Annotated in this window: 14 protein-coding genes and 2 pseudogenes; 9 read left to right on the top strand and 7 right to left on the bottom strand. The window is 69.4% G+C overall.

Going from position 1 to position 12493, the window contains the following annotated elements; translation table 11 throughout:
* Positions 1-113 precede the first annotated feature (113 nt).
* Positions 114-314 carry a helix-turn-helix transcriptional regulator gene (locus ACFYZE_RS35030; protein WP_389003471.1) on the bottom strand — a complete coding sequence of 67 codons (201 nt, stop codon included), beginning with the start codon at positions 312-314 and terminating at the stop codon, positions 114-116.
* Positions 315-503: 189 nt separating this feature from the next.
* Here ACFYZE_RS35030 and ACFYZE_RS35025 point away from each other — a divergent pair, with 189 nt between their 5' ends.
* The 6 genes from ACFYZE_RS35025 (at position 504) to ACFYZE_RS35000 (ending at position 5130) form a co-directional block, all read left to right on the top strand.
* Positions 504-1142 carry an HD domain-containing protein gene (locus ACFYZE_RS35025; RefSeq protein ID WP_389003401.1) on the top strand — a complete coding sequence of 213 codons (639 nt, stop codon included), beginning with the start codon at positions 504-506 and terminating at the stop codon, positions 1140-1142.
* 140 nt (positions 1143-1282) lie between these two features.
* Entirely contained in the window at positions 1283-1948 is a 666-nt protein-coding gene (locus ACFYZE_RS35020; RefSeq protein WP_389003468.1) for an MFS transporter, read from the top strand.
* A gap of 127 nt (positions 1949-2075) precedes the next feature.
* Entirely contained in the window at positions 2076-2966 is an 891-nt protein-coding gene (sigJ, locus tag ACFYZE_RS35015) for an RNA polymerase sigma factor SigJ (protein ID WP_389003398.1), read from the top strand.
* A gap of 181 nt (positions 2967-3147) precedes the next feature.
* The gene (locus ACFYZE_RS35010) at positions 3148-4068 is read left to right on the top strand and encodes an NADP-dependent oxidoreductase (RefSeq protein WP_389003395.1); all 921 of its coding nucleotides are present in this window, start codon (positions 3148-3150) and stop codon (positions 4066-4068) included.
* 15 nt (positions 4069-4083) lie between these two features.
* Positions 4084-4548, top strand: coding sequence for a cupin domain-containing protein (locus ACFYZE_RS35005; protein ID WP_389003392.1), 465 nt, complete (start codon positions 4084-4086; stop codon positions 4546-4548).
* A 123-nt stretch (positions 4549-4671) separates the two neighbouring features.
* On the top strand, positions 4672-5130 hold the full coding sequence (locus ACFYZE_RS35000) for a carboxymuconolactone decarboxylase family protein (RefSeq protein ID WP_389003389.1): 459 nt from the start codon (positions 4672-4674) through the stop codon (positions 5128-5130).
* A gap of 180 nt (positions 5131-5310) precedes the next feature.
* On the opposite strand, the gene ACFYZE_RS34995 is transcribed toward ACFYZE_RS35000, so the two are convergent.
* From ACFYZE_RS34995 to ACFYZE_RS34985, 3 genes and pseudogenes are all read right to left on the bottom strand, one after another.
* Positions 5311-5859, bottom strand: a complete 549-nt coding sequence (locus ACFYZE_RS34995) for a putative immunity protein (protein ID WP_389003386.1) — start codon at positions 5857-5859, stop codon at positions 5311-5313.
* 66 nt (positions 5860-5925) lie between these two features.
* Positions 5926-6420, bottom strand: a pseudogene (locus ACFYZE_RS34990) (saccharopine dehydrogenase); the annotation flags it as partial.
* Between the two features lie 48 nt (positions 6421-6468).
* Positions 6469-7284, bottom strand: a complete 816-nt coding sequence (locus ACFYZE_RS34985) for an SAM-dependent methyltransferase (RefSeq protein ID WP_389003465.1) — start codon at positions 7282-7284, stop codon at positions 6469-6471.
* Positions 7285-7476: 192 nt separating this feature from the next.
* On the opposite strand from ACFYZE_RS34985, the gene ACFYZE_RS34980 reads away from it, so the two are divergent.
* Positions 7477-8670, top strand: a complete 1194-nt coding sequence (locus tag ACFYZE_RS34980; protein ID WP_389003383.1) for a serine hydrolase domain-containing protein — start codon at positions 7477-7479, stop codon at positions 8668-8670.
* Between the two features lie 63 nt (positions 8671-8733).
* On the opposite strand, the gene ACFYZE_RS34975 is transcribed toward ACFYZE_RS34980, so the two are convergent.
* Complete coding sequence (locus ACFYZE_RS34975; RefSeq protein ID WP_389003380.1) at positions 8734-9132, bottom strand: RBBP9/YdeN family alpha/beta hydrolase; 399 nt, start codon at positions 9130-9132, stop codon at positions 8734-8736.
* Positions 9133-9141: 9 nt separating this feature from the next.
* On the opposite strand from ACFYZE_RS34975, the pseudogene ACFYZE_RS34970 reads away from it, so the two are divergent.
* Positions 9142-9240, top strand: a pseudogene (locus ACFYZE_RS34970) (IS481 family transposase); the annotation flags it as partial.
* A 96-nt stretch (positions 9241-9336) separates the two neighbouring features.
* Here ACFYZE_RS34970 and ACFYZE_RS34965 read toward each other — a convergent pair.
* Positions 9337-10116 carry an NAD(P)H-dependent oxidoreductase gene (locus ACFYZE_RS34965; RefSeq protein ID WP_389003377.1) on the bottom strand — a complete coding sequence of 260 codons (780 nt, stop codon included), beginning with the start codon at positions 10114-10116 and terminating at the stop codon, positions 9337-9339.
* A 138-nt stretch (positions 10117-10254) separates the two neighbouring features.
* Between ACFYZE_RS34965 and ACFYZE_RS34960 the strand changes: the two genes are divergently transcribed.
* Complete coding sequence (locus tag ACFYZE_RS34960; RefSeq protein ID WP_389003374.1) at positions 10255-11103, top strand: helix-turn-helix transcriptional regulator; 849 nt, start codon at positions 10255-10257, stop codon at positions 11101-11103.
* 360 nt (positions 11104-11463) lie between these two features.
* On the opposite strand, the gene ACFYZE_RS34955 is transcribed toward ACFYZE_RS34960, so the two are convergent.
* A complete protein-coding gene (locus ACFYZE_RS34955) occupies positions 11464-12369 on the bottom strand; it encodes a LysR family transcriptional regulator (RefSeq protein WP_389003371.1) in 906 nt (301 codons plus the stop codon).
* Between the last annotated feature and the right edge of the window lie 124 nt (positions 12370-12493).

The following is a 12493-nucleotide window of genomic DNA, read 5'->3' as shown; positions in this document are numbered from 1 at the left end:
GGGAAGCCCGTCGAGCGGCTCGCCGAGGAACGACAGCGACTGCCGCACCGGGTGCTGTCTGGCCGCGGCTGCTCAGCAGGCCGCCGTCCACGGCAACCGGTCGGGCGTACTGGTCAGTCCGTCCCGTCGGCGAGATCACCCGGTTCGATCGCCGGGTGGGTCAGTTCGACACGCGTGTTGATACCGAGCTTGGCGAAGATGTGCCTCATGTGCGTGTTGACGGTGTGCACGGGCACATACGGCCGGTCGGCGATGGCCCGGTTGGTCAGGCCGTCCACGACGAGAGGGATCAATTTCCGTTCGGACTCGGTCAGGCTCCTGTACTCCGGGGAGGCGGTCGTGTGGCGCCGTGGTGCGCTACTGCGCAGCCCCCGCTCCCCGCCTGTCCGGATCCGGGTGACTCATGGCCGGACCGAGGCGGCGCCGGACGCCGGTTGGTTGCAGTGTGGAAGACGGACGCACCGTCCATTTGAGGCACACTGACATCGGAAGGCACAGAGGTCATGAGCGAGATCATCGCGGGGGTGGAGATTCCTGAAACAGCGGCGGTCGTCGAAGCCACCCGCCTCATGCAGGAGATGACCAGCCCCCTCATCTACCATCACTCCCGGCGGGTTTTCGTCTTCGGCGTCATTCATGCTCGCAGGCTCGGCCTGGAGCCCGACCCGGAGCTTCTCTACCTCTCCGCCATGTTTCATGACACCGGCCTCTTGACGCCGTTTTCCGACGTGGAGCAGCGCTTCGAGGTCGATGGAGCCGACCACGCACGCAAGTTCATGCTCGACCGCGGTTTCCCGGCCACGGCCGCCGACGTGGTGTGGACGGCGATCGCGCTGCACACGACCCCGGGAATTCCCGGGCGGATGGGCCCGGAGATCGCGGTCACGAATTTCGGGGTTCTGACCGACGTGCTCGGCTTCGGCCTGGACGAGCTGGATCGCAGCCAGGTGGACGAGATCACCGCCGTCCACCCGCGGGGCGACTTCAAGAAGGAGTTCTTGCAGACCTACGTCGACGGACTCAAGCACCGCCCGGAGACCACGAACGGGACCGTGAACTCGGATGTGCTGGAGCACTTCGTTCCCGGCTTCCGTCGCACGACAACGGTCGAGCGCATGCTGGGCGCTCCCTGGCCGAGCTGATCAGGGCGTCACAAAAGACAACGTGATGAAACGTGTGAGCCGCCCTCGCGACGGGAGTCGTCTCGGGCGAGGTGCGTACTTCGCCGTGCTGGTCTGCGCCAATGTGGTGATGATGGCCACGGCGAGCGCACCCGTCACCGATCTACCCGCTGTACCGGGAGCGCTGGGGTCTGTCGGTCACGATGCTGACGGTGGTCTTCGCGGTGTACGTCGTCGGTCTGCTCGGCGCGTTGCTGACGGTCGGATCGCTGAGTGACCACCTGGGGCGCCGCCCCGTGCTGGCCGTCGCCCTTTTGGTGGCGGCGGCCAGCACGGCGATCTTCTGGACGGCCGACGGCGTCGTCTCCCTCCTGATCGCCCGGGTGGTGCAGGGCATCGCCACGGGGACGGCCACGGGCGGTCTCGCCGCCGGATTGGTCGAGCTCTCACCCGAGCGACGTCCGCACCTGGGGCCAACGATGACAGCGGTGGGCACGAGTATCGGCATGGCCACCGGTGCGGGAGTCGTGGGGTTGCTGGTTCAGTCGACCTCGCGTCCGGATGCCTATGTCTTTCCCGTCCTCACGCTGACCTTCGTCGTTCTGGCCGCGGTCATCCTCACGATCCCTGAGACGCTCGCCCCGCGAGCGTTTCGGCTCGCGTCGACGCCGGACGATCGCGCGCTCACAGGCCCACCGGCGAGCCGGTGCGCACGGGCTGGGAGAGCGAGACTCACAGTGAACGGACCCGCTGCTGAGCGGGCCGCAACGAGTGGGATTCGAGGTAGGGCCGCCCCAGGGATGGTGTGGATGGCGGCTCCACCGTGAAACGCCCCCGTGCGCCGGCACCATCCCCGAAGCAGCTTGATCGCGACCTACGGCTGCCGTGTCAGGCGGGCTTCCCGAGTCCGAATATCTACGCTGGCTCACCGAACTGGAGGAGGTTGCGATCCGTATGGGTGACGGGTACGGGCCCGACCGGTCTGAGCAGGAGGACCCGCTCGGAGCCGAATGGGAGAGGCACCGGCCCGCGGTTTTCGGTGTGGCCTATCGGCTGCTGGGGAGTGTGGCCGATGCCGAGGATGTGACCCAGGACGTGTGGCTGCGGGCGGCCGGAGCGGATCTGCGGGACATCGGTGATCTGCGGGCCTGGCTGGTGACGGTGGCCGCGCGACGGTCGTACGACATTCTCAAGAGTGCCCGTGTCCGCCGGGAGACCTACGTCGGCCCGTGGTTGCCGGAGCCGCTGCTGACGGGGCCGGACGCGTCGCAGCCGGTACTTGTCGACGAGTCGGTCAGTTCGGCGATGCTCCTGATCATGGAAGAGCTGAGCCCGCCCGAGCGGGTGGCCTTCGTCCTGCACGATGTCTTCGGTCTTGAGTTCGGCCGGATCGCCGAAGTGCTGGATGTCTCCGGGCCGGGTGCCCGGCAGCTCGCCTCGCGGGCACGACGGCGGGTGGCCAAAGCGAAGCAGTCCACGCCGCAGGCGTCGAAGGCGGAGCGCGAACGCGTCCTCGCGGTCTTCCGCGCCGCCTACGAGGCCGGGGACCTGGCCGGCCTGGTCAGGCTCCTGCACCCGGACGCCGTCTACGTCACCGACGGCGGCGGCAAGGTCTCCGCGGCGCGCAAGCTCATCCACGGCGGCGAGCGCGTCGCCGAGGTCATGGTGCGTACGGGGCGCCAGTGGCGTCCCGACCGCATCGACTTCGCCGAGGTCGGCGGTGAGCTGGCCCTCGTGTTCCACCGGGAAGGCCGGGTCTACTCCGTCGACACGGTCCAGATCACAAACGGTCTGATCGCCGCGTACCGCAGGGTCATAAACCCCGACAAACTCGTGCGCGTCTGAGCTGTCACACCCGGAGGGGCTACCTCGTCTCCCTGATGAGAACGCAGAACGGGCGACGAAGGAATACTCGGCAGCACGTGAGATCGATCATGCAGAGCGGCATACATCCACTCGCAGCCGCCATGAGCACTCGCGCGAGCAGGCTGTGCGCTCGGGTCGCCCCTCCCCAGTAAGGACCTGTATGCAAGCCATCACTGTGCGAGACCGCAACGCCGGTCTTGCCGGGATGTCCCTGACGGACATGCCCCATCCCCATGCGGCCGAGAACGACGTCATCGTGCGGGTGCACGCCGCCGGCTTCACCCGTGGCGAGCTGGACTGGCCCGCCACGTGGACCGATCGCGCCGGCCGCGACCGGACGCCGAGCGTGCCCGGGCACGAGCTGTCGGGCGTCGTCGCAGAGCTGGGGTTCGGCACCACCGGCCTCAGCGTCGGACAGCGGGTGTTCGGCCTGGCCGACTGGACCCGCAACGGCACCCTCGCCGAGTACATCGCGGTGGAGGCCCGCAACCTCGCCCCGCTGCCGGCGGACATCGATCACACCGTGGCCGCCGCGCTGCCGATCTCCGGGCTGACCGCCTGGCAGGGCCTGTTCGACCACGGCCACCTCACCACAGGCCAGACCGTCCTGATCCATGGCGCCGCGGGCGGCGTCGGCTCGATCGCGGTACAGCTCGCCCGCGAGGCCGGCGCCCGCGTCATCGGCACCGGCCGGGCCTCCGACCGGGACAGGGCACTCGCCCTCGGCGTGGACACCTTCATCGACCTGCAGACCGAGAAGCTCGAGGACGCCGGCGAGGCCGACGTCGTGTTCGACGTGATCGGCGGTGACATCCTCGACCGCTCAGCTGCCCTGGTCCGGGCCGGTGGCACGCTGGTCAGCATCGTCATGCCGCCCAGGATCCAGCCCAAGGACGGGCGGGCGGTCTTCTTCGTCGTCGAACCCGACCGCGCCCGGCTCGCCGATCTCGCCACGCGGCTCAGGGACGGCCGGCTCAAGCCGTTCGTCGGTGCTGTTCGGCCGCTCGCCGAGGCACCCGCCGCGTTCGCCCCCGGCATGCGCACCCCAGGCAAGACGATCATCCGCGTCGCGGAAGACTGAATCAGGAGACCCATTGTGATCCGAACGCGAATCGCCGCCGGCCTCCTGGCTGCTGCCACGCTTACTGCGGCCACGGCCTGCTCGGCCTCCGACCAGCCCGCCCACGCCAAGGCGCAGATGACGGTCGCGGCATCGACGGCCCCCTCCGAAACCTTCACACCGCTGCTCCAGCAGCCCCTTCCGAATCTGAAGGGAAAGACGTTCACCTCAGCGATCGTCGCCTTCCCGCCCCGCGCAAGCGCGCTGCCGCACCGGCACGGCCAGGCGTTCGTCTACGCCTACGTCCTCGAAGGCACCGTGCGCAGCAAGCTCGACGACAAGCCCGTGACCACCTACCACCAGGGCGAGAACTGGGTCGAGCAGCCGGGCGCCCACCATGTCCTCACCGAGAACGTCAGCCGGACCAAGCCGGCCAAGCTCCTGGTCGTCTTCGTCGCGGACACCGGAGCCAAGCTCAAGGTCGAAGACCCGAAGTCGTAGCCCGGGGCACACAGCGGGGGGCAACACTCTTCCCGAGCTCCGCCCCTGCCGGACCACGCCCCACCCACCACCAAGACGTGCCCGAAGGGCGCGGCGCAGGCCACACGAAGGAAGCACAGAACCATGACCGACCCTCAGCGCGTCAACATCGGCGAGCAGCACCCGGCCGCCTACAAGACCCTCATCGCCCTGTCGTCGGAGGTGGACAAGGCCGCCGCGGCAGCGGGCCTCGACCCGCTTCTGGTCGAGCTGCTGAGGATCCGCACCTCCCAGATCAACGGCTGCGCGTTCTGCCTGCGCATGCACACCCGCGACGCCCTCAAGAAGGGCGAAAACCCCGACCGGATCGCGGTGCTGCCCGGATGGGAGGAGACCGGCTACTTCTCCGACACCGACTGCGCCGCCCTCCGCCTGACCGAGGCGATCACACGCGTGCCGGACGGACACGTCAGCGACGAGGACTTCGACGCCGCAGCGGCCGTACTCACCGCAGAGCAGGTCTCGGCAGTCGCCTGGCTGGCCACCGTGATGAACGCCTTCAACCGCGTCGCGATCACCAGCCGGTACCCCGTCGGCAGCTGACCTCGACGGCGCCACCGGCGGTGATACGGGCTGCGAAGCCTCCACCGCCGTGGGTGATGATGCAATCAGCCGGGCAGCTTGTGCGAGCTGCCCGGCTCGCACAAGCGGACATGGCCACCGGTTCTGTCAGTGAATGCCCGACAACCCTCGTCGGGAGCCGCGCCAACTGGACGCCGAAAGTCACTCAGTGACGGTGAGTAAACGAAGGTCGGCGTCCAGCATGCGGATCAACTCACCGACCCGTCCGCCGCCACCCGGCGCGGCCGGGAAGCGTTTGAGCACGTCAATGACCACCGGTGTTGCACGATGTACCGTCTGCTCGAGGTGTTCGACACCAACGCTCCGATCGTCGCCGGCGAGGAGTTCGGCCGCTCTGGCTGCGTAAGCGCCCGCTCCGAGAATGTGCTTGACCTGGGTGGCCTTGGCCAGCGGATGCAGATAGGCGGAGCCTGCCGCAGACATCGCTGCCCACGCCGCCTCGCGGGCAGCCGCAGTGCCCGCGCTCTTGGCTGCCTTGAGGGCCGCCGACGCTGTGTCGCGCAGAGATTTCCCGCGCTCACCACCCCGGGCGAACTCCCACGCGGCACCGATGGCGTCTCGAGGCCGCGAGTCGTCCGGCTGATCGGCCTCGAATATCTCCAGCACCACCTCCGCGCATGCCGCGGCGAACGCGGTGACCTCACGAAGGTCCTGCTTGCTCAGAACGACCTCGCTCGCTTCCCCTGTCATGGTTCCATCTTCTGTTGTCACGGTTCGCCAAGGGCACGCGCCCGACGACTGGGCGGATAACTCGGGTCAGGTGATCTGCTCGTGGGGGTGCAGGGCGAACGTGATACGGGGGGCGAGCGCGCGCAGGAAGTCAGGGGCGTCGAAGATCTCGCCGGCAGAGGTGACGCCGACGGCCTTGGCCCGGCCGGTGAGGACGCGGTCGAGGGCTTCGACGACGAGGAGCGCGGTGATGGCGTAGATGTCCTGGCCGCTGGCTGTGGCCCGGCGTTCGGAGCCACCTGAGCGGACGACGACATCGACGAGGAAGGTCTGGTCGGAGCGTCCGTTCTTGTCGGCGGCGATCGGGACGGGTGTGTCAGGGGCGGCGACGTCGCGGGCCGCCTCGGTGTTCATGTAGGTGGTCACGTCGGGGATGGCCAGATGCTGGGGAACGGTCACGACGTCCGCCATGGTGAACTCCGCGATCACGGACCGGCGTCCCACCGGCTCCGGAAAGGTCCACTCCAGAGTGGGCGCGGCATCGGTGCGCCGCGCCCACCGTCCGCCCCGGTAGCGCACCGCCGTACCTTCCGCCCCTGAAGGAATAGCCGCAGGGAACCGGGAGGCGCTCTACCGGCGGACCGCCGAGATCAGTCCGCCGGGCCGCTCCTCGCCTTGCGGCGGGGTGCTGATCGGGCGGCCGTAGGCGGCAGCGCGCTCGCGCAGGGTGTGGCAGCTGGCCTCCCAGCCGTGACCGGCCAGCCAGCCCACCGGGTCGTCGGGCATCTCCGAGACCCACATGGACGCCGCCGATCCCGGCGCGGCATCCGCGCCGAAGCGTTCGATCACGCCGCGCGAGCCCAATGTCAGCCCCATCCGACTGCCCACCGCCGACTGCGCGCTGATCCGGGCCAGCAGCAACTCCACCGCGTCCTCGGGCAGATAGATCAGCAGTCCTTCGGCGATCCACACGGTCGGCACCGCCGCGTCGTGCCCTGCGGCGGCCAGCGCGCCTGGCCAGTCCTCACGCAGATCCACCGCGACGGTGATCCGCTCGCAGCGTGCGACGGCCCGCTCCTGGTGCAGCACCGAAGCCTTGAAGTCCAGTGGCGCGGCGGTGTCGACCTCGAACAGCCGGGTGCCCTCGGGCCAGTCCATCCGGAAGGCTCGGCTGTCCATGCCGGCGCCGAGCAGCACGACCTGCCGGACCCCGGACGCGGAGGCCTGCTGCAACAGGTCGTCGAGGAACTTCGTCCTGATGACGATGGAGAACGACACGGCCAGCCGGCGGCGTCGCGCGGCCTCGTCATCGGGCAGCGGCGGCGAGGAGGGCCACAGGCCGCCGGCGGCGGCGAAGGCCTGTGCCAGTGGGTCGCGGAACAGCGCGTTCTCCCGCTCGGTCTCCAGCGCCCGCACCCTGGCCACCCCCACCGCCGTGGCCCACACTCCCGACGGCTGCACCCGCCCCTGCTCATCAGTCACCGCGCCAGCCTAGACACGCGCGTCCGCTGGCGCCTCATGGGTGGCCGAATGCCGCCAAGGTCATCCGTAGGCGGGACGGGTCATGGGTGTGATGGGGGATCACTCCGGGGCGAACCCTGATGCGCGCGGGACGTGCCCGCCGACAGGGTGGGGGACATGACCGCAACGCGTATGTCACGCAGGTTCTTTGTGGGCGCCGCCCTGTCGGGGACGGCCGCGGTGGCCACCGGCGCGGTGCTGCCCGCGCCCCGCGCCCTCGCCTTACCCGCACCGCTCCCGCCGCTGGACCCCACCGCCCTGCAGACGGCGATCGACGACCTGGAGCACCCGCCGTCGACTGCGGCCCAGCTGCGCGTCGGCGGCACGGCCGGCTACTGGCGCGGCACCTCGGGGGTGGCCGACATTCGAACGCAGTGTCCAGTGACGGCACATGACAAGGTCCGGATCGGCAGCATCACCAAGGTCTTCGTCGCCACGGTGGTCCTGCAGTTGGCGGCGGAGCGACGGGTCAGCCTGGATGCGCCGGTGCGGCGCATCCTGCCGGGCGTGTTGCCGACCCGGTTCGCGGCTGTCACCGTGGCGCATCTGCTGAACCACACCAGCGGACTGCCCGACCACGTCGGCATCCCGGACCCGGAAACCGCGGAGGAGGTGTTCCGCCACCGCTTCGATCACTGGACGCCGCAGGAGTGGGTGGCGACGGCGACGCACGGACCGCTGAAGTTCGCCCCGGGCACCCGGCAGGAGTACCGCGGCGTCAACTACGCACTGGCAGCACTGATCATCGAGAAGGCGACCGGCCGCCCGTACGGGGAGGCCGTCGCTGCCCGCATACTGCGTCCGCTGGGTCTGGCGCGCACCGTCGTGCCGGGCGACGACCCGCGCATCCACGGCCGGCACGTGCACGGCTATCTGGCGATGGCCGATGGCAGTCTGCGGGACATCACCATGTACGACCAGTCGTCCAGCCGGGGCGAGGGCGACATGATCTCCACCACGGGCGACCTCGACCGGATGCTCGCCGCACTGTTCTCCGGCGAGTTGCTCCCGCCTGAGCTGCTTCAGCTGATGTTCACCCTGCCCCCGGACGACGTGCGGATGCCGGACGGCTCTCCGGCCCGCTACAGCACCGGCCTGCAGCAGGCCACCGTCAACGGCATCACGCTCTGGGGCAAGACCGGCGAGACGTACGGCTACAAGACCGCCGCATTCTCCACTCGTGACCAGCAGCGCCGCTTCGTACTCGCGTACAACCCGACGACCGCCCGCGACGGCGAAGAGAGCCAAATGATCGCTCGCGTCGCCGACCAGCTCACCCGCACCCCGAGCGCCGAAGGCTCAGCGGTATAAGGCCTGTCTTTTTGACCCGCCCTGACGGCGCTGGTACCCACGTGGGCAGTGAACGGTGGTTGATCACTGCTGGATCAGCGAGCCCAGGAGTTCACGGCCGTGCTGCCACGAGCCCAGGCCGCTGGCCGAGTTGATGTGTCCGCACTCGCCCGCCAGGTGCCATCGCGCCTCCCACCGCGACGCGAAGTCGGCGGCTGCCTCAGGGGTGCAGTAAGGGTCGTTGGCGCTGCCCACCACCAGGGCCGGGCACGGCAACGGTTGTGCCGACTCCTCGATGAACGTCGCAACAGCCTGGCGGGGGAAGGCCGGCCCGTGCGGGTCGGGCGGCGCGGCCAGGAATGCGCCGCCTGTCGGGCTTGAGGGGTTCTTGTTCAACCACGTGGACGCCGCCCAGCAGCCCAGGCTGTGGGCCACCAGCACTACTTGGCCGTCCTGCCGGTAAGCGTCGTCGTACAGCGCCATCGAGTGTCCTGGCCCACCGCCAAGCGGTGGGCCGACCGTTACTCCAAGTCTGGTCCGGCCACAGTGGTCGACCGGTCGTCATGGCCGCACCGCAGCCCGGCACGAACCGCGCAGCCGCAGGTCTGCCTGGTCCTGACGGCAGTCGACCAGGAGGGCGATCGACCACGGCGCCGGTCGTCAGCTCGTCCTGTCCGTCGTCGGCGGTCAGCCGCGCACGTGCAGTGCGAAACCCGTGCGGCCCGCCGGTTCCAGTCCCTCCTTCAGCTGCAGTGAGGGAATCTCATAGTCACCGAAGTTCTGCCGCCGGAACGCGATCGGCTCGGTCGACTCCAGGGTGAGCAGGCGCTGCTGCCAGGCCTTGGCGACGTCCGGGTACTCCTCCTCGGTCATCCGGTCGGTGCCGTACAGCACGAACGGCGGCAGCACCTCGATGCCCGGGTAGTAGAGGATGCCGTGGTGGATCGGGAACAGCAGATCGTCGATGGGGCCGTTGATCCCGCGGGCGGCGTAATGCGGCTCCGGGCCGCCGACGGTCACTGACAGCAGAGCCTTCCTGCCCGCGAGGGTGCCTTCACCGAAGCGCTCGCCGTACTTGGTGTCGCTGTGCTCGCCGACGCCGTACGCGAAGTGGTAGGTGAACACCCGGTCCACCCAGCCTTTGAGGATCGCGGGCATGGTGTACCACCACAGCGGGAACTGGAAGATGATCGTGTCGGCCCACAGCAGCTTCTCCTGCTCGGCGAGGACGTCCGGAGTGAGCGTCCCTGCGTCGAAGGCCCGGCCGGAGTCCAGGGCGACCTTCAGCGGACTTGAGGCGTTGGGGCCGTAGTCCTCGGCGTCCACGACCGCCTTCCAGTTCATCGCGTACAGATCGCTCACCCGTACCTCGTGCCCGGCGGTCTCCAATGTGGACACCGCGAGGTCCTTCAGCGAGCCGTTGAGCGACTTCGGCTCCGGGTGGGCGTAGACGATCAGCGTCTTCATGAGAACTCCTTCGGATCGGGTGCCTTCGATCCTGGGCGCCGCGGCGCACGGCGTTCAGGGGCTCCTCTTCCGTCGGACGGGACTTCCTGGTAGCGACAGGACCACCTTCACGGGCCCCGTCGAAGCCATACTGGGGTCGTGGACGATCTGGCGAGCTTCCTCCGGACCCGGCGTTCCCGGGTCGACCCGGCGGTCGTCGGCATCACCACCGACAGCCGCCGCCGGGTCGAAGGGCTGCGCCGCGAAGAGGTCGCGCATCTGTCCGGAGTCAGCGTCGACTACTACGTACGCCTGGAGCAGGGCCGCGCGACCCAGCCCTCCGAGCAGGTCCTCGACGCGCTCGCCCGCGTCCTCGGCCTCGACGAGACCGAACGCGGGCACCTCTACCGGCTCGCCCGGCAGCGCCGCCGCCGCGCGAAGGCGCCGGGCGGGCGGGTCCGGCCGGAACTGCTGCGCGTCCTGGACCTGGTCGCCGACGCACCCGCGATGATCATGGACCACCGCCTGGACGTGCTCGCCGGGAACCGCCTCGCCGGGCTCCTCTACGGCCGGCCGATGCCGGGCCTGAACACCGCCCGGCATCTCTTCCTCGAGGAGGCCGAGCGCGGTCTTTACGCCGACTGGGAGACATGCACTCTCGACGCGGTCGGGCACCTGCGGCTGGCCGCCGGCAAATACCCCGAGGACCCTCGACTGGCCTCGCTCATCGGCGAGCTGGCGATGGGCAGCGAGCGCTTCCGCCGCCTCTGGGCCCGCGCGGACGTGCGCGCCCGCACACATGGACGCAAGGCGTACCGGCACCCGCTGGTCGGACTGCTGGAACTGCACCAGGAGAACTTCGCACTACCGGATGAATCAGGCAGGGAGCTGCTGGTGCTGTCCGCGGCTCCCGGCAGCCCCGCCGAGGACGGGCTGCGTTTGCTCGCGGGCCTGGGCGCGGACAGCGGTGACGCGCGTCCCGCAGCGAACGTTCGCGTCAGCGAGTAACTCAACGACGCTCACCCACCGCCGGGATCGTCTTCAGATGGGCCACCAAGTTCGCCGTCAGGTACTGCAGGCCGCGCACCCCGAGAAGTCGCTGCCCCGGATCCGCTGACCAGGCGGACCGCCCACTGCCATCACCCGCAGTGGAAGACGTCGACCATGCCTTCGGCCTGTCACTGCCGGAGCCGACGCCGGCCACGCGTTCAACTCGGGTCCTGTGCTCCTTGCGGATCACGAATCCAACGTATGGCCAGGGCTGTTGCCGCCGCCTGTCGTCCAAGTCCAACACCGAAGTGCGGGGCCTGGATTCTCGTCGGTGAGCGCGACGGCGACACGACCGGTGGGTGTGGTTCGGCGTCGGTGTCAGGGTGTTCGGGCCGCGGCGGTGTCGCGGAGAAGTCCGGCGAAGGTGAGTGCGGCAGGGGTGAGCGAGTGGTCGGCCATGCGAACCAGGAGGATGCGGCGGATGGGGGCCGGCGGCTGGAGGGGCAGGACGTTGACGCCGGGTCGGATGCCCTCCAGGGCCAGGGTGGGGGCGAGGGCGACGCCGATGCCGGCGGCGACCATGGCCTGGGCTTCCTGGTAGTCGTGGGCCTCGTAGGCGATGTGGGGCTCGAAGCCGGCCGCGCGACAGCCGCGGACGAGGGCTTCGGCCACCGGGTGATGGTCGGCGCGGGTGATCCAGGGGTCGTGTGCGAAGTCGTCGAGTGAGGCGACGTCGCGGCCGGCGAGTGGATGGTGGTCGTTGACGAGAAGGGCCGGCGGGTCATCGAGGAGTGGGGTGACGACGATGTCCTCCCGGTCGATTCGGCTCCAGTCGTAGTCCCACATCAGCGACATCTCGATCTCCCGGTTCTCCAGCATCGTCCAGAGCCCGGCGATGCGGGCGCTGCGGACGGTCAGCCGTACGTCGGGGTGGGCGTCCCGGAAGGCGATCACGGCCTGCGGGAGGAGCGAGGAGCCGACGGTGGGGAAGGTGCCGATGCGCAGTGTGCCCGCGCGCAGGCCGGCGTAGTCGGCGAGTTCGTTTTCCGCGGCCCGCAGTTCGCGTTCGATCCGTTGCCCTCGTTCGGCCAGCGCCCGTCCGGCGTCGGTGAGGGTGACGCCCCGGGCGTGGCGTTCCAGCAGAGGCTGGCCTGCCTCCGCTTCAAGGCGGCTGATCTGCTGCGATACCGCTGATGGGGTGTAGTTGAGGGCGCGGGCTGTCGCGGTCACCGAGCCGCGCCGGGCGACCTCCGTGAACAGCAGGATGCGCCGGACGTCGAGCATGCCGCCACCTCAAGCATTCACTTCACCTTAATAGCCATGCAGATTTCCGAGATTGTACTTCACGCTGCCGTAACCCACCGTGGAGGTCACCACGCACGGCGAGACCGTCGGTGGACTTCCCTTT

This window comes from Streptomyces sp. NPDC001796, assembly GCF_042892355.1.
Lineage (GTDB): Bacteria > Actinomycetota > Actinomycetes > Streptomycetales > Streptomycetaceae > Streptomyces.
Note: the sequence above shows the minus strand (reverse complement) of the source record. Positions and strands in the feature narration are given on the sequence as shown.

Coding starts and splice junctions, on each gene's coding strand:
- ACFYZE_RS34975 (WP_389003380.1), bottom strand. CDS start 9,132: ATGGCGCTGTACGACGACGCTTACCGGCAGGACGGCCAAGTAGTGCTG.
- ACFYZE_RS34965 (WP_389003377.1), bottom strand. CDS start 10,116: ATGAAGACGCTGATCGTCTACGCCCACCCGGAGCCGAAGTCGCTCAAC.
- ACFYZE_RS34995 (WP_389003386.1), bottom strand. CDS start 5,859: ATGACAGGGGAAGCGAGCGAGGTCGTTCTGAGCAAGCAGGACCTTCGT.
- sigJ (WP_389003398.1), top strand. CDS start 2,076: ATGGGTGACGGGTACGGGCCCGACCGGTCTGAGCAGGAGGACCCGCTC.
- ACFYZE_RS34955 (WP_389003371.1), bottom strand. CDS start 12,369: ATGCTCGACGTCCGGCGCATCCTGCTGTTCACGGAGGTCGCCCGGCGC.
- ACFYZE_RS35025 (WP_389003401.1), top strand. CDS start 504: ATGAGCGAGATCATCGCGGGGGTGGAGATTCCTGAAACAGCGGCGGTC.
- ACFYZE_RS35010 (WP_389003395.1), top strand. CDS start 3,148: ATGCAAGCCATCACTGTGCGAGACCGCAACGCCGGTCTTGCCGGGATG.
- ACFYZE_RS35000 (WP_389003389.1), top strand. CDS start 4,672: ATGACCGACCCTCAGCGCGTCAACATCGGCGAGCAGCACCCGGCCGCC.
- ACFYZE_RS34980 (WP_389003383.1), top strand. CDS start 7,477: ATGACCGCAACGCGTATGTCACGCAGGTTCTTTGTGGGCGCCGCCCTG.